Origin of the sequence: Streptomyces sp. NPDC006516 (genome assembly GCF_040611875.1) — a bacterium.
GTDB lineage: Bacteria > Actinomycetota > Actinomycetes > Streptomycetales > Streptomycetaceae > Streptomyces.
Map to the genome: position 1 here is coordinate 118,422 of NZ_JBEXPD010000004.1, position 17,765 is coordinate 136,186.

Annotated in this window: 14 protein-coding genes and 1 tRNA gene; 4 read left to right on the forward strand and 11 right to left on the reverse strand. The window is 70.8% G+C overall.

The window, feature by feature from the left end; translation table 11 throughout:
* The first annotated feature begins 93 nt into the window (after window positions 1-93).
* Window positions 94-1,764 (forward strand): hypothetical protein, encoded by a 1,671-nt coding sequence (locus ABZY45_RS14855; protein ID WP_356739876.1) that lies wholly within the window; start codon window positions 94-96, stop codon window positions 1,762-1,764.
* A 27-nt stretch (window positions 1,765-1,791) separates the two neighbouring features.
* Here ABZY45_RS14855 and ABZY45_RS14860 read toward each other — a convergent pair whose 3' ends face one another.
* The gene (locus ABZY45_RS14860) at window positions 1,792-2,364 is read right to left on the reverse strand and encodes an HIT domain-containing protein (RefSeq protein WP_356739878.1); all 573 of its coding nucleotides are present in this window, start codon (window positions 2,362-2,364) and stop codon (window positions 1,792-1,794) included.
* Window positions 2,365-2,430: 66 nt separating this feature from the next.
* Between ABZY45_RS14860 and ABZY45_RS14865 the strand changes: the two genes are divergently transcribed.
* Window positions 2,431-3,108, forward strand: a complete 678-nt coding sequence (locus tag ABZY45_RS14865; protein ID WP_356739880.1) for a potassium channel family protein — start codon at window positions 2,431-2,433, stop codon at window positions 3,106-3,108.
* A 30-nt stretch (window positions 3,109-3,138) separates the two neighbouring features.
* Here ABZY45_RS14865 and thrS read toward each other — a convergent pair whose 3' ends face one another.
* The 3 genes from thrS to ABZY45_RS14880 form a co-directional block, all read right to left on the reverse strand.
* Window positions 3,139-5,115: a threonine--tRNA ligase gene (gene thrS, locus ABZY45_RS14870; RefSeq protein WP_356739882.1), complete on the reverse strand. Its 1,977-nt coding sequence runs from the start codon at window positions 5,113-5,115 to the stop codon at window positions 3,139-3,141.
* 102 nt (window positions 5,116-5,217) lie between these two features.
* On the reverse strand, window positions 5,218-6,459 hold the full coding sequence (locus tag ABZY45_RS14875) for a hypothetical protein (RefSeq protein ID WP_356739884.1): 1,242 nt from the start codon (window positions 6,457-6,459) through the stop codon (window positions 5,218-5,220).
* On the reverse strand, window positions 6,459-7,058 hold the full coding sequence (locus ABZY45_RS14880; protein ID WP_356739886.1) for a DUF4365 domain-containing protein: 600 nt from the start codon (window positions 7,056-7,058) through the stop codon (window positions 6,459-6,461). The genes ABZY45_RS14875 and ABZY45_RS14880 overlap by 1 nt, the downstream gene beginning before the upstream one ends.
* Window positions 7,059-7,252: 194 nt before the next feature.
* On the opposite strand from ABZY45_RS14880, the gene ABZY45_RS14885 reads away from it, so the two are divergent.
* On the forward strand, window positions 7,253-7,978 hold the full coding sequence (locus ABZY45_RS14885; RefSeq protein WP_356739888.1) for a 3'-5' exonuclease: 726 nt from the start codon (window positions 7,253-7,255) through the stop codon (window positions 7,976-7,978).
* Window positions 7,979-8,039: 61 nt separating this feature from the next.
* On the opposite strand, the gene ABZY45_RS14890 is transcribed toward ABZY45_RS14885, so the two are convergent.
* Window positions 8,040-8,111 (reverse strand) — tRNA-Val (locus tag ABZY45_RS14890).
* 39 nt (window positions 8,112-8,150) lie between these two features.
* The gene (locus ABZY45_RS14895; protein ID WP_356739890.1) at window positions 8,151-8,597 is read right to left on the reverse strand and encodes an SRPBCC family protein; all 447 of its coding nucleotides are present in this window, start codon (window positions 8,595-8,597) and stop codon (window positions 8,151-8,153) included.
* 55 nt (window positions 8,598-8,652) lie between these two features.
* Between ABZY45_RS14895 and ABZY45_RS14900 the strand changes: the two genes are divergently transcribed.
* Window positions 8,653-11,109 (forward strand): hypothetical protein, encoded by a 2,457-nt coding sequence (locus ABZY45_RS14900; protein ID WP_356739892.1) that lies wholly within the window; start codon window positions 8,653-8,655, stop codon window positions 11,107-11,109.
* Here ABZY45_RS14900 and ABZY45_RS14905 read toward each other — a convergent pair.
* From ABZY45_RS14905 to ABZY45_RS14925, 5 genes are read right to left on the reverse strand one after another with little or no spacing between them, the layout of a single operon-like run.
* Window positions 11,106-13,850, reverse strand: coding sequence for a Tat pathway signal sequence domain protein (locus ABZY45_RS14905; protein ID WP_356739894.1), 2,745 nt, complete (start codon window positions 13,848-13,850; stop codon window positions 11,106-11,108). The genes ABZY45_RS14900 and ABZY45_RS14905 overlap by 4 nt on opposite strands.
* 58 nt (window positions 13,851-13,908) lie before the next feature.
* The gene (locus tag ABZY45_RS14910) at window positions 13,909-14,499 is read right to left on the reverse strand and encodes a hypothetical protein (protein ID WP_356739896.1); all 591 of its coding nucleotides are present in this window, start codon (window positions 14,497-14,499) and stop codon (window positions 13,909-13,911) included.
* A 7-nt stretch (window positions 14,500-14,506) separates the two neighbouring features.
* The gene (locus tag ABZY45_RS14915; RefSeq protein ID WP_356739898.1) at window positions 14,507-15,367 is read right to left on the reverse strand and encodes a carbohydrate ABC transporter permease; all 861 of its coding nucleotides are present in this window, start codon (window positions 15,365-15,367) and stop codon (window positions 14,507-14,509) included.
* A complete protein-coding gene (locus ABZY45_RS14920) occupies window positions 15,364-16,326 on the reverse strand; it encodes a sugar ABC transporter permease (protein ID WP_356740433.1) in 963 nt (320 codons plus the stop codon). The genes ABZY45_RS14915 and ABZY45_RS14920 overlap by 4 nt, the downstream gene beginning before the upstream one ends.
* Before the next feature lie 40 nt (window positions 16,327-16,366).
* Complete coding sequence (locus ABZY45_RS14925; protein WP_356739900.1) at window positions 16,367-17,656, reverse strand: extracellular solute-binding protein; 1,290 nt, start codon at window positions 17,654-17,656, stop codon at window positions 16,367-16,369.
* Window positions 17,657-17,765 lie beyond the last annotated feature (109 nt).

Consider the following 17,765-nt stretch of genomic DNA (forward strand, 5'->3'; position numbering starts at 1 on the left):
ACGATACGCTGTGGTCCCAGCTCAGAAGGTGTGCGACGTACGGTAGTTGGGAACAGCCGCAGGAGCAGGCCGTGCGGGCGAGTGGGGGCGACAGTGGCCAACGACGGATTCGATTTCTCTCCCGGAGCGCAGATCCCGCTCCAGGGTTCAGGCGGACAGGCGGTGGCGACCAATGCCCTCGCCTCCGCCGCGTACCGTGACAGCGACGTGTCGGAGATCCTCAAGGCCAACAGCGAGTGGCACAAGTCCGAGGTGAAACCGGGCTCGTCCACGCTGTTCAAGTCCGACTACTTCAAGCCGAATCTGGGCGAGGCCTTCTCCCGGGCCGTGCAGGAGCGGATGCTCGGCGGCGGCCGCGCCGCGCTCATCCAGTCCTTCGGCACCGACCCGCAGACCGTCGTCGAGCACTGCCTGTCCGCCACCCGGCTGCGCAAGGCACGCGACACCAAGCTGACCCTGATCACGGCCGTCTGCGGCTTCGTCTTCCTGCCGGGCATGCTCCTGTGGGTCCTCGCCTTCCGGCTGCGGGACTCCCTCGCCAAGTCCAAGGACAAGTTCTTCCAGGCACTGGGCGGTGTGCTGCTCGTCGTCCTCGGCGGCGCCGCCGCGTTCTTCCTGATCGCCATGCCGCTCACCGGCTTCCTGGCGCTCTACCTGCGCGCCGCCGCCGTGGCGCCGCTGATCGGCTGGCTGCTCGCCAAGCGGATCGCGGAGGCCTCGACCAGGGACCTGCGGGCCCGCTGGGAAGGGCTCCTCACCGGCGCCGGGGTCAGCGCGAAGATCCCCGAGGCCGTGCCGAAGAACCCCAACGAGACCGCACGCGAGGCCCTGCGCCAGGGCCTGGAGAAGCTGTCGGCGGAGCAGCAGTCCAACGCCGTGTTCTACGCCGGCCCCAAGGGCATCCTCGGCATGGGCACGCGCTGGGGCAGCTGGCAGCTCGCCGAGGAGCTCACCCCGGAGGACCCCACCAGGGAGATCCACCAGTTCCGCAGCTGGGACGTCGTACGCGCCGTCCACGACCAGCTGAAGCTGCTGGAGCGCGGCCCGCTGAACACCGGCGGTTTCCCCACGCCGTCCGTCAAGCACTGGATCGTCTCCCCCGTCGGTGAGAACGCCGACTCCGTCTCCCGTCCCGAGGGCGAGGACGTCGCCACCTTCCAGGTGAAGCCCCACGAGATACAGCGCATCTGCAACCACCAGCAGTTCGGCAGCGGCGACCGGCACTACCTGGGCGTCCAGTTCACCCTCTGGGACGGCCAGCTGGTGATCACGATGCTGATCAGCGTCACCGTGCTCCACGAGACCCTCCGTATCGAGGTCACCGGGCATGCGCTGGGCCCCGTCCACGGCCTGTTCCTCACCAAGCCCGAGGCGCCGACCAAGACGGTCAAGAAGGCGGTCAGGTTCTGGGAGACCCGCAAGGTCTCCCTCCCCCTCGTCACGGCGAGCGAGGTCGTGAGGCTCGCCCTGCGCGCCCCCTTCACCTGGTACCCGCCGCTGCTCGACTACCTGGGCGGCAAGATCGTCCTGCCCGAGCCCTTCGGCCTGCGCCACGCCTGGGCCGCCAAGCCGTGGGGCCACCGCTTCATGGCCGACGACGCCATGCGGACGGCCACCCCGGTCCTGCGCGTCGTCCACGCGGCGACGATGCGGGTCCTGAAGGAGCACGGCGTCGACACCGAGCGCTTCGACAACCGCTCCATGATCCTCAGCGGCCTGGTCCAGGACCCCGCCCCGCGCAAGGCCGACGTCTACGACGCGTGACCTCGGCCCGGGGCGGGTGCGGCCGGCTCAGACGGACGGCAGCTCGGCCGGCCAGACACCGGCCAGCATCGTCCGGGTGTCGCCCAGCAGCTGCGGGAGCACCTTCGTGTGACCGACGACCGGCATGAAGTTGGTGTCCCCGCCCCAACGGGGCACCACGTGCTGGTGGAGGTGCGCGGCGATACCGGCGCCGGCCTCGGCCCCCTGGTTCATCCCGATGTTGAAGCCGTGCGCCCCCGAGGCGGCCCGCAGCGCGACCATGGCCCGCTTGGTGAAGTCGGCCAGCTCGGCCGTCTCCGCGCCGTCCAGCTCCGTGTAGTCGGCCACGTGGCGGTAGGGCACCACCATGAGGTGCCCGCCGTTGTACGGGTACAGGTTCAGCACCGCGTAGACCTTCTCACCGCGCGCGATGACCAGCCCGTCCTCGTCCGACTTCGACGGAATCTCGCAGAACGGACAGCCGTCCCCGGCTCCCGGGCCGCTCGGCTTGCTCTCACCCTGGATGTAGGCCATCCGGTGGGGCGTCCACAGGCGCTGGAACGCGTCGGGCGTCCCTACTCCGAACTGCTGCTCCGGCTCACTCGTCATGCCGGCCAGCATATTGCGTCACTCCCGCCGCGCGTGTCGCCGGGGCGGTCCCCGTGGGCGCACCGCGATGCTGGCGCCATGAGCGACCGCACCCCAGCCCCCGCCCCCGACCGGCTCGCGGAGTGGGAGCAGCGCACCGAGGTGCCCCTCTTCGCCGCGGCCCTGGTCTTCCTCGCCGGCTACGCGGTACGCGTCCTCGCCCCGGTCGGCGCCCAGCCCTGGCGCGACATCGCCCTCGCCCTGGTGGCCGCGACCTGGCTGCTCTTCGCCGTCGACTACGGCGTACGGCTCCGGCTCAGCGGGCTCGGAGGGCGCTTCGTCCACACCCACTGGCTGGACACGGTGGTCCTCCTCCTGCCGCTGCTGCGCCCCTTGCGCCTGGTCAAGGTCTACACGGCCGTCCGGCACCGCACCGGCGGGCCCCGGCTGAGTCTGTACGCCCGGGTGATGACGTACGCCGGCCTGACGGCGGTGCTCCTCGGCTTCTCGGCGGCGCTCGCCGTGTACCACCAGGAACAGGGAGCGGAGGGCACGACGATCCGCACGTTCGGCGACGCGATGTGGTGGGCGTGCGCGACGCTCACGACGGTGGGCTACGGCGACGCCGTGCCCGTGACCTTCGGGGGCCGGGTGATCGCCGCGCTCCTGATGGCCTGTGGGCTGGCGCTGCTGGGGGCGGTGACGGGGTCGTTCTCGTCGTGGCTGGTGGAGGTGTTCAGGCGGGAGGACGACAAGAAGCCCCCGGCGAGCGTGTAGCTCCTCCGGGGGCTTCGGGTCAGGCGGGGATCACACCTGGACGCGGCGCTCCACCACGTCGGCGAGCTTGGCGATCGCCTCGTCGCGGGCGATGCCGTTCTCCTGCGAGCCGTCGCGGTAGCGGAAGGACACCGTGCCCGCGTTCATGTCCTCGTCGCCGACGATGATCATGAACGGGACCTTGGCGCGCTGGTGGTTGCGGATCTTCTTCTGCATCCGGTCCGACGAGGCGTCCACCTCGACCCGCAGCCCCTTCTTGCGCGCCTCGGCGGCGAACTCCTGGAGGTACGGGATGTGGGTGTCACCGATCGGGATGCCGACCGCCTGGACCGGGGCCAGCCAGACCGGGAAGGCGCCCGCGTAGTGCTCCAGCAGCACCGCGAAGAAGCGCTCGATGGATCCGAACAGCGCACGGTGGATCATGACCGGGCGCTGCTTGGTGCCGTCCGGGCCCGTGTACTCCAGGTCGAAGCGCTCGGGCAGGTTGAAGTCGAGCTGCACGGTCGACATCTGCCAGGTCCGGCCGATGGCGTCCTTGCACTGCACCGAGATCTTCGGCCCGTAGAAGGCGGCGCCGCCCGGGTCCGGGACGAGCGGGAGGCCCTGCTTCTCCGCGACCTGACGCAGCGTCTCGGTGGCCTCCTCCCAGACCTCGTCCGAGCCGACGAACTTCTCCGGGTCCTTGGTGGAGAGCTCAAGGTAGAAGTCGGTCAGACCGTAGTCACGGAGCAGGTTCAGGACGAAGGTGAGCGTACGGTCGAGCTCCTCCGCCATCTGCTCCTTGGTGCAGTAGATGTGCGCGTCGTCCTGGGTGAAGCCGCGCGAGCGGGTCAGCCCGTGCACCACACCCGACTTCTCGTACCGGTACACCGTGCCGAACTCGAAGAGGCGCAGCGGCAGTTCGCGGTAGGAGCGGCCGCGCGCGTCGAAGATCAGGTTGTGCATGGGGCAGTTCATCGGCTTGAGGTAGTAGTCCACCCCGTCGTCGAGCTGCATGGGCGGGTACATGCCGTCGGCGTACCAGTCCAGGTGGCCGGACTTCTCGAAGAGCTTGCCCTTGGTGGCGTGCGGGCTGTAGACGAACTCGTAGCCCTCCTCCTCGTGGCGGCGCCGCGAGTAGTCCTCCATGGCCCGGCGGATGATGCCGCCCTTGGGGTGGAAGACGGCGAGACCGGGGCCGATCTCGTCGGGGAAGGAGAACAGGTCCAGCTCGTTGCCCAGGCGGCGGTGGTCGCGCTTGGCGGCCTCCTCCAGGAACTCCAGGTGCGCCTTGAGCTCGTCCTTGGTGGGCCAGGCGGTGCCGTAGATGCGCTGGAGCATCGGGTTCTTCTCGCTGCCCCGCCAGTACGCCGCGGCGTTGCGCATCAGCTTGAACGCCGGGATGAAGCGGGTGGTGGGCAGGTGCGGACCCCGGCAGAGGTCCTTCCAGCACAGGTCCCCGGTCTTGGCGTCGAGGTTGTCGTAGATGGTCAGCTCGCCGCCGCCCACCTCGACGTCCGCGCCGTCGTCCGTGGAGGCGGAGCCCTTGATACCGATGAGCTCCAGCTTGTACGGCTCGTCGGCGAGCTCCTCGCGGGCGGCCTCGTCGGTGACGACGCGGCGGGAGAACTTCTGGCCCCGCTTCTGGATCTCCTGCATCTTCTTCTCGATGGCCTTGAGATCCTCGGGCGTGAACGGCTTCTCGACGTCGAAGTCGTAGTAGAAACCGTCCTTGACCGGCGGGCCGATGCCCAGCTTGGCCTCGGGGAAGAGCTCCTGCACCGCCTGCGCCATGACGTGCGCGGTGGAGTGCCGCAGGATGTTCAGGCCGTCCTCGGACGAGATCTCGACGGGCTCGACGACCTCGCCGTCCTTGAGCTCGTACGCGAGGTCCCGCAGCTCGCCCTCGACCCGCGCGGCGACGACGGTGCGCTGCCCGGGGAAGAGCTCGGCGGCCGTCGTGCCCGTCGTCACCACGTGCTCTTCCCGCTCGGAATCGCGTTGGATGATCACACGGACGTCTGACACCGGTCTCTCCTGACTGAGGGGGTGCGTCGCTTTCCTCTTGCGCGCGCAAGAGGAATCGTACCGAGCCGGGGGGCCTCGACGCGAAAGGGATACCGGGGCCGCCTATTCCTCGTCCCCGGTGCACGCCTCCTCGAAGAAGTCCACGTTCTCCTGGAGCGACTTCATCAGCCGGTCACGCTCCGCCTCGTCCACCTGGACGGGGGCGACCTGGGAGGCGCCGGTGAGCCGCCGGAAGCCGCCTCGGTTCTCCAGCCTTCCCTCCACTCGCAGCGGCAGCCCGACGAGGTGGGCGTGGCCCGCTATCCGGTAGGCCTCCTCGTCGAGCTCGATCCGTACGTGCGCGACCTCCGCCCCGGCCAGCACCCGCAGGCGTACGACGCCGGGGCCGCGCGGCGCGGAGCGGCGCAGCCGGACGACGGCCCCGGTGATCCGTACGGGTACGGAGGGCTCGTCCTGGAGATAGCGCACCCCGGCGAGACGGAGGGCGGGCAGGTCGCCCGGTGAGAACTCCACGGGTTCGGGGCGCGCCGGGCAGCCTTCGGGGGTTCCCGCGGCCGGCGCCCAGGCCAGCGTGATCCTGGCGCCCTCCGCTCCCCGTACCAGGGAGACGAGCGCCTCGGTGAGCTCCCGGCTGACTCCCGCGGCCACGGCGGCGTCGAAGGCGTCCATGCCGCCGGTGGCGCGCTGGTAGTCGACGGCCTCGCGGGTGGCGTTGAGCGCCGCGTAGAGCTGCACGGCGACGGCCCGCCCCTCCGCGACGGGGACGAACGCGGTGAGGCCGCGGCCCGACGACACCGGCCCCACGAGGGTTCCGTCGAGTGCCGCGCGGGCCTTCCTGCTGTGCCGTGCGCCGTGGTGTCCCGCGCGGCCCCGCAGGGCGAGGGCGCCGGCCAGGAGGATCTGCCGGGCCGCCGTGCGCAGCTGGTCGGTGCCGGTCCAGTCGGCCGCGCCTGCGGGTTCCTCGGGCACGTGCCGCCACCAGCGGATCTCGTCACTGGGCACGGTGAGCGCCACGATGATCTCGCGGGCCGAGGGGGCGGCGCTGCGGGCGAGGGCGGTGAGGGCCTCGGCGAGCAGGTCTTCGCTGTCGGGGAAGGCGGTGGTGTCCGGCACCAGCAGGCTGGTGCCGGGGGCTGCGGAGCCGGGCGGGACCCAGCGGCTGTACCGGCCCTGGGTGCCTCCGCGCCGGTTCCAGCCGTGCCTGCGCAGCAGCGCGCAGAGGACGGCGGGATCGACGCGCGCCGGGTCCGGGACCTGGCCGGGCCCGGGCTCCCCGCCGTACGGGTGTGCGCGTGTTCCCGCCGGGACCGTTCCTCCGGTGGGCTCGTCCGTCGAGCGGTGCATCAGGGTCTCCCTCCCGCCCCGACCCGGGCCATGATGTCGCAGAGCGCGCGGTCGTCGAAGATCCGCGAGGTCGGGATCCGCACGGTGGTCCGGTAGCGGCCCGTCACGGGGTGGCCGGCCAGATTCGTCCAGTAACAGCAGTGCCGCAGGTCGAGCCGGTCGTGTCCGGCCCGCAGCCAGTCGTCCTGGCTGCGGGGCACGAGCATCACGACCAGGATCTTGTGCACCGAGACCGGTGTGCGGGCCAGCTTCACCAGATGGGCGTTGTCGAGGGTGAAGGAGAACGCGGCGCCGGGCGGGTGCGCGGGGATCTGGTAGGTGCACTTGAGCTGCACCTTGACGGTCACTTCGTCGTCGACGGTGTGGTCGGGGGCACCGTGGCTGACGTGCCAGTCGATGCCGTTGTCGGGGAAGGGCTGCGAGAGCGAGCAGCCCGCCGCCGCTGCCACGGCGTGGAGGTAGCCCACCTGGAGGGTCTCCATGCAGGCGGTGGTGGCGAGTGTGCCGCGCAGCGGTGGTGCGTTCCGCTGCTGCGGCGGCTTTCCCCCGTGGCCCTCGGTGCGGGCGGGACTCCCTGGGTTCGGCTGCGCGAGCGCCATGGCTCCGTGCCTTCCGGGCTGTGCCGACCGGTTGCCCGGTCTCCGCTGCCGGGCTGGTCAACTTCCGTGCCCGTCACTTGTGTTGTCACCGCAGGAGAGGGCCCGTAAACGGCGTATCAGGCATAGGGCGCGGGTATCACCGAACCGGGCAGAGGAATCCCGTCATCTGCCGCGCAGGCGCGAGGAGTTCGGGGATGATGCATTGGTTCGAGGGGCCGCTGGCGGCTTTTGACACCGAGACGACAGGCGTGGACGTCGAGGAGGACCGGATCGTTTCGGCCGCTCTCGTCCTCCAGGACGCGGCGGGCGGACGGCTCCGCGTCACCCGCTGGCTGGTCAATCCGGGGATTCCGGTGCCGCCCGGCGCCACCGAGATCCACGGTCTGACCGACGACCATCTGCAGCGCAACGGCCGGTGGCCGGCTCCGGTGGTCGAGGAGATAGGCCGCGCGCTGGCGGAGCAGTGCGCGACGGGGCGGCCGCTGGTCGTGATGAACGCACCGTTCGATCTGACACTGCTGGACCGGGAGCTGAGGCGGCACCGGGCGTCGTCGCTGGCGGGGTATCTGCGGAACAAGCCGCTGTGCGTGCTGGATCCGCGGGTCCTGGACAAGCATCTGGACCGCTACCGCAAGGGCCGCCGGACGCTGACGGACCTGTGTGAGCTGTACGGGGTGACGCTGGACGGCGCCCACGACGCGGCGGCGGACGCGGCGGCGTCTCTGGAGCTGGTACGCGCGGTGGGGCGGCGGTTCTCCGCCCGGCTGGAGCGGCTGTCACCGGCGGAGGTCCACTCGCTCCAGGCGGTGTGGCACGCGGCGCAGGCGCGTGGACTGCAGGCGTGGTTCGAGAGGAGCGGCACACCGGAGGTGGTCGACCCGGCATGGCCGCTGCGCCCGGAGCTGCCCGCGGCGGCGTGATCAGGTCCGGGTACGCGAAAGCCGGTCCGTCGGCGATGGCGACGGACCGGCTTTTCCCGGGTGGGCGATACTGGTTTCGAACCAGTGACCTCTTCGGTGTGAACGAAGCGCTCTCCCACTGAGCTAATCGCCCGGGAACGGGTTGAACCATACAGGGCTCGGCGGTCTCCGTTCAAACCGCTCCCAGCCACGCCCTCAGTCCGCGGCGTCCGGCGCGCATCATCAGCGCGTGGTTGGCACGGAAGACGAGCCGCCCGGGGACGGCGAGCCTGCGCAGCAGCGCCCTCCGCACGACGGCCTCCTGCTCGTACACGATCCGGCTGCCGCCGTCGTGGGGGGCGACGGTCCAGCGCGCCCAGCCGTCGAGGTCACCGCTCATCTCCGCCTCCAGGGTCCGCGACACGGGGTCGCTGTGGCGCTGCCGCAGCGTCAGGACGAGGTCGTAGGGCAGCGCCGAGCGGAAGCGCGCCCTGGCGGTGGCGTTGTCGATCCGGCTGACCTCGCGGACCTGGGGCCACCAGCGCGGATAGTCCTCGGGGCGTTCGAGGGCCGCGTACACGGCGTCGGGCGGGGAGGGCAGCTCCCACACACTCGTGAAGCGGTAGTGGTTCCAGTCCATGGCTCCAGTCTGCGTGCGGGGGCCTACTCAGACGTGGAACTGAGTAGGAGAACGCATGTACGCGCATGTGGTCGCCGCCACACTCCCGTTCATGGAACATGTGCCGCCGCCCGCAGAGGAATTGGCGCTCCTCGACCGTGAACTGGCCTGGCTGGACGCCCGCCGGGTCCAGTTGCTCAACCGTCGTGCCTGGCTGCTCGGTGTGCTGCGTACGCCGGTCGCACCGTCGTGGCCCCACGCGCCCGGCACCCGCCCGTCCGCTCCGGCGCCCGGCACCCCGCCGTTCGCTCCGGCGGCGCCGGCGCACGGCACGCAGAACGTGCTGCTGGTCCTCGGAGGGCTGCTGCTCACGGTCGCCGCGATCGCGTTCACCCTGTTCAGCTGGGGCGAGATGGGGATCGCGGGTCGTTCGGCGGTGCTCGCGGTGGTGACGGCCGGAGCGCTGGTGGTGCCCGCTCCGCTGCTCGGCCGGCGGCTGCCCTCGACGGCGGAGGCGGTGGCCACGCTGGCCCTGGTGCTGACCGTCCTGGACGCCGTGGCGCTGCACGCGGTGGCGGCACCGGGCACGGACGGGTTCGCGTTCTCGGCGGTGGCCTCGGCGGTACTGGTGGTGATCTGGACCGCGTACGGGCTGTCGCTGGGGAAGCTGCGGGTTCCGCTGCCCGCGGCCGTGGTGGCGGGGCAGTTCCCGCTGGTGTTCGCGGCGTGGGCGGTGGAGGCACCTGCGGCCGGCTTCGGCTGGGCGCTCCTGGTGACGGCGGCTGCGGATGTGGCGGTGGCGCTGTGGGGCCGGGGGCTCGCGGTGCGCGTCACGGCGTGCGCCGGTGCACTGCTGACGGGGCTGATCGCGCTGGGTCTGGGGCTGGCGCTGTCCGTGTCCGCGAGTGACGCGCTCGGGGCCGTGGGCCCCGGGGCCCTGCTGCTGGCGGGCGGTGCGCTGGCGGTGGCCGGGGCGTTGCGCGCGCCGAAGGAACTGGCCGTGTTCGGGGGCCTCGTCGCCGGTCTGGCCACGGTGGCCGCGGTGGGCGGTGTGCCGGCGGCGGCCCTGCCGTGGGGCTGGGCGGTCGTCGTGCATCTGCTGTGCGGTGCGGCACTGTCGGGCGTTCTGCGGCTCCGCGTCCCCCTCCCGGTGCGCCGGGGTGTGCTGGCGGCGTCGGCCGTCGTGGTGGGGGCCGCGGTGCTGTGGGCGGTGCCCGTGGTGGCCGCGGTGCTGCTCGGTCCGGTGACGCTTGCGGGGGGCGTCTGGTCCGGGGCGCCGGAGGGCCTGCGGGACGCACTGGGGGGCACGATGCCCTGGTCGGCCTCGGCCTCCTCACCCGTGGTGCTCGGGGTGGCGGCGGGCCTGGCGGCCGCGCTCCACGTCAGGTGGCCGCAGGCCCTCCCGGGCAGGAGCGGGCGCGCCGCGGCCGGGGCGGCGGCCACCGTCCTGGGCTGGGGCGCGCTGCTGGCGCTGCTCGCGGTGGCGGACGTGCCGTACCCGGTCGCGGTGGGCGTGGAGCTGCTGCTCGTAGCGGCGCTGCTGGCCGCCTCCGTACGCCGGGGCGGCGACGCTCTCGCGGTGACCGGCCTGGTGTGCGCGCTCACCGGCGCGGCGAGCGCAGGGGTGCTCGGACTGGCCGCCGAACCCGCGACGTACGTGGTCTTCGGAGGCCTGGCCGTGCTCTTCGGCGGTGCGGCTGCCTGGTCGGGGGTGAGTGCTGTGCGGTCGGTGCTCGCCTGCGGCTCGGTCCTGTGCGCGACGGTGCTCGCCGTGGCGGCCGGGGCCTCACTGGGGTGGAGTGCCCCGCACACGGCCCCGCTGGTGCTGGTGGTGACCGCGGCGACGGTGCTGCTGGGGGCACGGACGCGGGTGCCCGCTGTGGCGGTGCCGGTGGAGCTCACGGGGGCCTTCGCGGCGCTCGTGGCCGTGCTGCTCGCGGTGACCGACGCGCCGTTCCTGTCCCTGGTACTGGGTCTGTGCGGGGTTCTGGCGGCCGGTTCGGCGCTGCGGCCGGAGCGCCGCCGGGCGGCGGGGTATCCGGCGGCGGCGCTGTTCCTCGCGGCGGCTTGGGTGCGGCTGGCGGCCTCGGGGGTGACGGACCCGGAGGCCTACACACTGCCGGTCTCGGTGGCCGCGTTCGTGGTGGGGCACCTGCGCCTTCGCAGGGATCCCTCCGCGTCCTCGTGGGTGGCCTACGGTCCGGCCCTGTCCGTGACGATGGTGCCGAGCCTCGCCGTGGCCTGGGGCGACCCGCACTGGCTGCGGCCCCTGCTGCTGGGGATCGCGGCGCTGGTGGTCACCCTGGCGGGCGCCCGCCTGCGGCTGCGGGCGCCCCTGGTGATCGGTGGTGCGGTCCTCGCGCTGGACGGGCTTCACGAGCTGGCCCCGCACGTGGTCCAGGTCCTCGACGCGCTTCCGCGCTGGGCTCCCCCGGCGCTCGCCGGGCTGCTGCTGCTCGCGGTCGGCGCGACGTACGAGCAGCGGCTGCGCGACGCGCGCCGGGTGAGGGAGAGCTTCGGCCGGATGCGTTAAGGCATCTTGTCGCCGACCAGCGCGAGGTTCTGGATGGCGGCGAGGCCGTACAGAGCGGTGCTGTTGGTGCTGACCCAGGCCGCTTCGCTGCCCGGCACCGGACCGGTCGGCCCCTCGATCTTCTTGGTGCTCCAGTCGGTGCTCTCCTTGTAGTCCCACGCGTCGGCGCTGCTGTAGAACTGCTTCCACGCCCGGGTCGCCAGGGTGACGTCACCGGTCCGTACGGCGGCGTAGGCGTCCTGGCGTGAGTGGCCCTGGAACAGCAGCAGAGTGCCGAAGTTGCTGCCGTAGCGGGCGGTCTGTTCGGCCTTGGTGGCGTTGAAGTAGCGGCAGTAGTCGATCCAGGCGGCCTCGAACGCCGGCATGTCGATCATGTCGATGAGTTCGGCGTTGAGTTCGACCAGTCCGAACATGGCCGAGAGGTGCGAGACGCCGACCGCGGGCTTGTCGGCTATCGCGAACTTCCCGGTGTCGAGGTCGTAGAGGGCGGTGCCCTGGACGAAGCCGTTGGGCTGGGCGGCAATGGTCTCCATGGTGGACAGGACGCGGTCCCTGGCCTTCTCCCACTTCGGTCCGCGCCGTTCCCACTCGGTGAGCCAGGCGGAGACGAGCCCGCTCCAGTCGGTGCCGAAGCCGATGGACAGGGCGTGGCGGTCCGGGGTGTAGGGCTCGGTGCGGATCTTGCGGATCGGGTCGAGGGCCAGGAAGGTCTCGTCCGAGTCGACGTTGGCGTGCATGAGGTCGCCGACGCGCTCGTCCGCGGTGAGGAAGTAGAACATGCGCCGGTAGGTGGTGTTGGCGATGCGCTGCTGCTTGGCGCTGTCGGCGTAGTGCTGGACGCCGTGGCGCGTACCCAGGCCGGCCCATTTGCCGAGGTGGTAGACGTCCACCTCGCCGGTGTGCCGGGTCATGGCCTCGGCGAAGCGGTAGATGTCCGCCCGCCCGGAGCGCATGTAGGCGTACCAGAGCCAGAGGTCGGGCGAGAGTTCGGAGTTGTCCCAGGCGTAGCCGCCGACGTCGTAGCACCACTGGTGGCGGGTGGGGTCGTAGGTGTGCATGATGTCGCCGTAGTCCCAGAAGCCGTACCAACGGCGCATCTCCACCTGGTCCTTGTAGTACGTGAACAGGAAGTCCAGGTGGTCCTCGATCTTCGACTTCGCGGCGGTGGAGCGGTCGGGTTCGGCGAAGAGCCCGCCGAAGACCTTCGCCTTGACCAGCTGCGCGGGCGGCGCGGCGAGCTGGGGCGGGGTGCGCACGGCCTCGACCTGCTGGGCGAGCGTCTCGGGGGACGGGGTGGACTCGTTGGCCCAGAACAGGAGTTCGCTGGTCCTGGCTATGCCGTACGGGGTGCCGAACCCGGGTTCGTAGTCCTCGTACGTGATGTTGAGGCCCTCGACCTGTTCGGGGTAGGTGTCCTGCCCCATGCCGTCGTGGTAGAAGCGCAGATCCATGGGCTGGGCCTCGGGCGACCAGAGCCAGAGCGTGACCTCGGCCTCGTCGGTGTGCGCGTCACGGATGTCGAGCTGGGCGGGGTGCTTCTCCCAGAAGTCCCGCAGGCCGAAGGAGAATCCGCCGCTGGGGCCGCCGACGTAGCCGAAGCCGGACGCCCTCCTGCCGCCGCCCGCCCCGATCCAGCCGTGCCCCTTCTTGGTGCGCTTGCGCAGGCCGAAGCCGTCGGCGGAGAGCTGGGAGAGGGTGTAGTCGCCCCATTCGGGGATGTACTGGAGCCGGGTGGTGACCCGCTGGTCCCAGGTGGCGGGGTCGGGGAGCTTCCGGCCGGCGAACTGCGCCTCGCGTACGGCCGCCCCGGGGTCGCGGCGCAGACCGGTGATGCCCTTCACCGCTTCGCGCAGGAGTCCGGTGCCGTCGCCGCCGATGCGGATGTGACGGTCGTAGGCGGCGTCGCGCATCGGCACGGTGAAGCGGACCCCGAGGCCCCGGACGAAGTCGCCGGACGCCTTGCCGGGCTCCACGGTGCCGTCGTAGGTGATGGTGTGCACCATCCGGAAGGATTCGGCGCCGGCGTAGAAGTAGAAGCGTACGGAGAAGGGCATCCAGGAGCGCGAGCCCTTGCGGTGCTTGCCGTCGATACGTACGACGGCCCGGACGGGGCCGTCCTGTTCGAGCACGGCCTCCTCGACGACGCTCTCGAAACGCTCGAACTTCTCGCTGCCCTGGTCACCGTCCTCGATCTCCCCCTGGCGTACGAGGACGAGACGGCCGTTCCGCGCGATCTCGGTGGAGCCCCGGGTGACGGTCTTGACGAGGGCGGAGCCGTTCGTGCCGAGCTTGGCCGTGATCACCCCGGTGGAGACCGTGATGGTGCCGCCGGCGCGCACGGCGGTGACCTTCTTCGACGGGGCCGCGGGGACACCGGCGGTCAGGGAGAACTTCTTGGCGGTGACCTCGGGACCGACGGCGTGCGCGGTCCACTTGAGCGAGCCGTCCGGCCAGTAGCCGATCGGCCAGGTCTGGACCGGGACGTCCTTGCCGTCCTCGGTGGCCAGAGCGAAGGTCTGGTCCTTGGCGTACTGGCCCTTGGGCCAGGGCACACCGAGCGTGGAACCGGGGGCCGCGCCGAGCCCGCCGGACTCCAGCCACGTCAGCGGGACCGGTTCCGCCGCCTCCCGCGCGCTCTGGGCGGCGGACGCGGGGGTGGCGCCGAGCGACCAGCTGAACTGCGCGGCGGCGCCGGCCGCTGCGGCGGCCTTCAGGAGCGTTCTGCGGGGCATCCTGGACATGGTTGTGCCTCTCTCCGTGCGGGATCGGGACAGGGACGAACAGGGAGGGATCTGCGGGTCAGTGCGAGAGCCGGCGCGCCTGCACCGCGGTGGCCGCGGCGGCGACGGCCCCGACGACGGGGACGGCCAGCGGCAGGATCATGGCGCCGGACAGCACGACGACGGCCATGCCGCACACCAGCAGGAGGGAGCCGGCCGGGTCGCGGACCGTGGTGCGGCCGGCCTCGGCCAGGAGGCCGCGCCAGCGCGCTCCGGGCTCCCAGCACGTGGCGGCGCGCAGCACGGCGACCAGGAATCCGATCATGGCGAGGATCCCGACGGCCCCCACGAGCGGCCCGCCGGGCAGCCCGGCGCGTACGGCCGCGAGGTCGAGCCAGAGGAGTGCGGCGGCGGCCCAGACGGCCGCGCCGACGAGCCATCCGCCGCGTGCCGCCGCGAGGGCGTCGGTGGCGAATTCACGCAGCCCGCCGCGTTCTCCGCCGAGGTAACGGCGCAGGTGCCGGGTCCCCGCGGCGAAGGCCGCGGGGAACGTGAACACGGGCAGCGCGGCCACGGCGATCCACACACCGACGAGCAGGCATTCGGAGAACAGGGCGAAGCGGTCCATGGCGCGGGTGCGCCTGGCCTGGGTGCGGGCCTTCGTCGCCATGGTGCGGTCAGCCCTTCAGGCCCGAGGTGGCCATGCCGTCGATGAGATAACGCTGGAAGGCCACGAAGAAGGCCAGCACCGGCAGCAGGGCGACCAGGGACATGGCGATCATGCCGCCGTAGTCCGCCACCGCGTCCTGGTCGATGAACATCTTCAGGCCCATGGAGACGGTGTACTTGTCCGGCTCGTTGAGGTACAGCAGCGGGCCCATGAAGTCGTTCCAGGCGTTGATGAAGGTGAAGATCGCGCTGGTGACGAGCGCCGGCCGGCAGAGCGGCATGACGATCGACCAGTAGGTCCTCAGGTGCCCGCAGCCGTCCAGCCGGGCCGCCTCGTCGAGTTCCTTGGGCAGCCCGCGCATGAACTGCACCATCAGGAAGACGAAGAAGGCGTCGGTGGCCAGGTACTTGCCGATCAGCAGCGGGGTGAAGGTGTTGATCAGCTCCAGCTTCTGGAACATCACGTACTGCGGGATGATCAGTACGTGGTACGGCAGCAGCAGCGTGCCGATCATGATGGCGAACATGGCGTTGCGGCCCGCGAACCGGACCTTGGCGAAGGCGTAGGCGGTCAGTGAGCAGGACAGCACCACGCCGATCACGGAACCGACGGCTATGTACGTCGAGTTCAGGAAGAACGTCGAGATCGGGATGTCGGCGATGCCCTCGGTGAGCCGGGTGTAGTTGTCACCGATGGGGTCGGCCGGGAGCAGGTCCAGGGCGCCGATGATCTCGGCGCTCGGTTTGAACGAGGCGCCGATCGTCCACACCACGGGGTACAGGACCACGGCGAGGATGACGAGCGCACCGAGGTGCCAGGCGAGCGCGCCGGGGCCCCGGCGGCGTACGGCAGCTGTCAGGAGACTCATCGGCCGCCCTCCTCGTAGTGCACCCAGCGCTTCTGGGACCAGAACAGCACGGCGGTGACCAGGCCGACCGCGACCAGCAGCAGCCATCCCATGGCGGATGCGAAGCCCATGCGGCTGTTCACGAAGCCTTGTTCGTACAGGTAACAGGTGTAGACGAGCGTCGCGTCGGCAGGTCCGCAGCTGCCGTTGCTGACGATGTAGGCCGAGCCGAAGATCTGGAACGAGTGGATGGTCTCCAGCAGGACGTTGAAGAACAGCACCGGCGAGATCATCGGCAGGGTGATGTTGAAGAACTTCCGCCAGCGGCCGGCTCCGTCCATCTCGGCGGCCTCGTACAGCTCCTGCGGGACCTGCTTGAGGCCGGCCAGGAAGATGACCATCGGTGCGCCGAACTGCCAGACGGTGAGGGCGATCAGCGCGTAGATGATCATCGCCGGATCGCCGATCCAGCCACCGGTCTCGACGCCGAACACCTTCTGCGTACGGTCGACGATCGCGTCGTCCGAGAACAGCGCACGCCAGACGATGGCCGCCGAGACGCTCGCGCCGATCAGCGAGGGGGCGTAGAAGGCCGCCCGGTAGAAGGACTGGCCCCACCGCTTCTGCGCGAGCAGCATGGCGACGGCGAGTGCGGCGGCGAGCTTGACCGGGGTGCCGATCAGCACGTACCAGGAGGTCACCTCGACCGACTGGCGCCAGCGGGGGTCGGCGAACATGTCGGTGAAGTTCTGCAGACCGATCCAGCGCGGTGCTTCGAACAGGTTGTACTCGGTGAACGAGAGGTACAGCGAGAAGACCATGGGCCCGGCGATCAGGAACAGGAAGCCCGCGATCCAGGGCGACATGAACAGATAGCCGGCCAGGTTCTCCCCGGAACCCCGCCGCTTCTTGGCGGCGGGCGGCGCGCTTCCTCCGGGACCGTGCCGCTCGGTGGCGGAACGGTCGTCCCCGGGAGCGATCACGGCCGGGGAGGTGTGGATGTGAGTCACCACGGTCCTCTCAGTTCGCGGCGAGGGCGGTCTTCGCCTCGGAGAAGAACTGCTGCACGGAGTCCTTCGGCGAGGTCTTGCCCAGGGCCAGGTCGGCACCGATGCGCAGGAAGGCCGCCTCGACGACGTCCGCGCCCGCGGGGTGCGGCGTGATGGGCTCCAGCACGCCCGCGTCGGCGATGGCGGTCTCGTACGCGCCGATCGCCTTGCTGGGGGCGTCGGTGGGCTCGTACGCCTCGAACTGCGCGGTGGTCGCGGGCACCCCCCGGTCGTAACCCATGATCCGGGCGACCTCGGGGTCGTGCGTCATGAAGCTGATGAAGGTCGCCACCTCGGCCGGGTGCTTGGTGCGCGCCGTGCCGCTCAGCATCAGCGAGCCGAGATACTGGCCGGTCTTCTTGCCGTCGGTGCTGGGGATGGGCGCGAGGCCGTAGCTGCTCTTGCCCTCGGCGCTGTAGCGCACCGAGAAGTTGTCCCAGGTGAACTCGCCGGCGGACAGGCCCTTGGCCGTCGCGGAGGCAGGCTTGAGCTGCTCGACCTTCTTGGGGTCGGCGTAGATGCCCGACCTGACCCGCTCCAGCGCCTCGGTCCAGTACGGCAGCAGTTCGGCCTCGCCGAAGCCCATGCCGTCCTCGGTGAAGAAGGCCTTGCCGTTCTGGCGGAGTATCAGGTCGTAGAGGTACATCACCCCGTGCGGCCCGGCGTCGCCGGCAATCTTCTGGCCGTTCTTGATCTTCTGGAGACCGGCGTACCAGTCGTCCCAGGTCCAGCCGATCTCGGGGGTGATGCCCGCCTTCTCGTAGACCTTCTCGTCGATGACCAGAGCCATCGAGTTGCTGCCGACCGGCACCCCGAGCAGCTTGCCGTCGATCTCGGCGAACTTCTCCAGCCCGGAGCGGAAGCCGGTGAGGTCGAGGTTGCCGGCCTTCGCCTGGGGGTTGAGGTCGAGGAGGACGTTCTTCGCCTCGTACTTGCGCAGGAAGGTCACGGCGTTCTGGATGACGTCCGGCGGGTTGCCGCCGGCCGCCTGGGTGTTGAACTTCTTCCAGAAGTCCGGGTACTGCTGGAAGTCGGTCTTCACCTTGATCTTCGGGTGCTTCTTCTCGAAGAGGGTGACGCACTGCTGGACCTTCTTCGCCCGGTCGTCGGCGCCCCACCAGGAGTGCCGGATGGTGACCGGACCTCCGGAGCCACTGCCTCCGCCCGAGCCGCAACCGGCCGCTGTCAATCCGAGACCGGCCGCCGAGAAACCGGCCAGCTTCAGCATCTGCCGACGGTCGATGCCGCTGTTCCGAGACATGGCTCGCCCCCATCCATTCGCATTGAATCGTTTTAGAAAGCGCTTGCTGGGTCAAAGTAAGGAGCCGCACCCAGCACGTCAACGGTTCGGACGAAAATTCGGTCGGCTG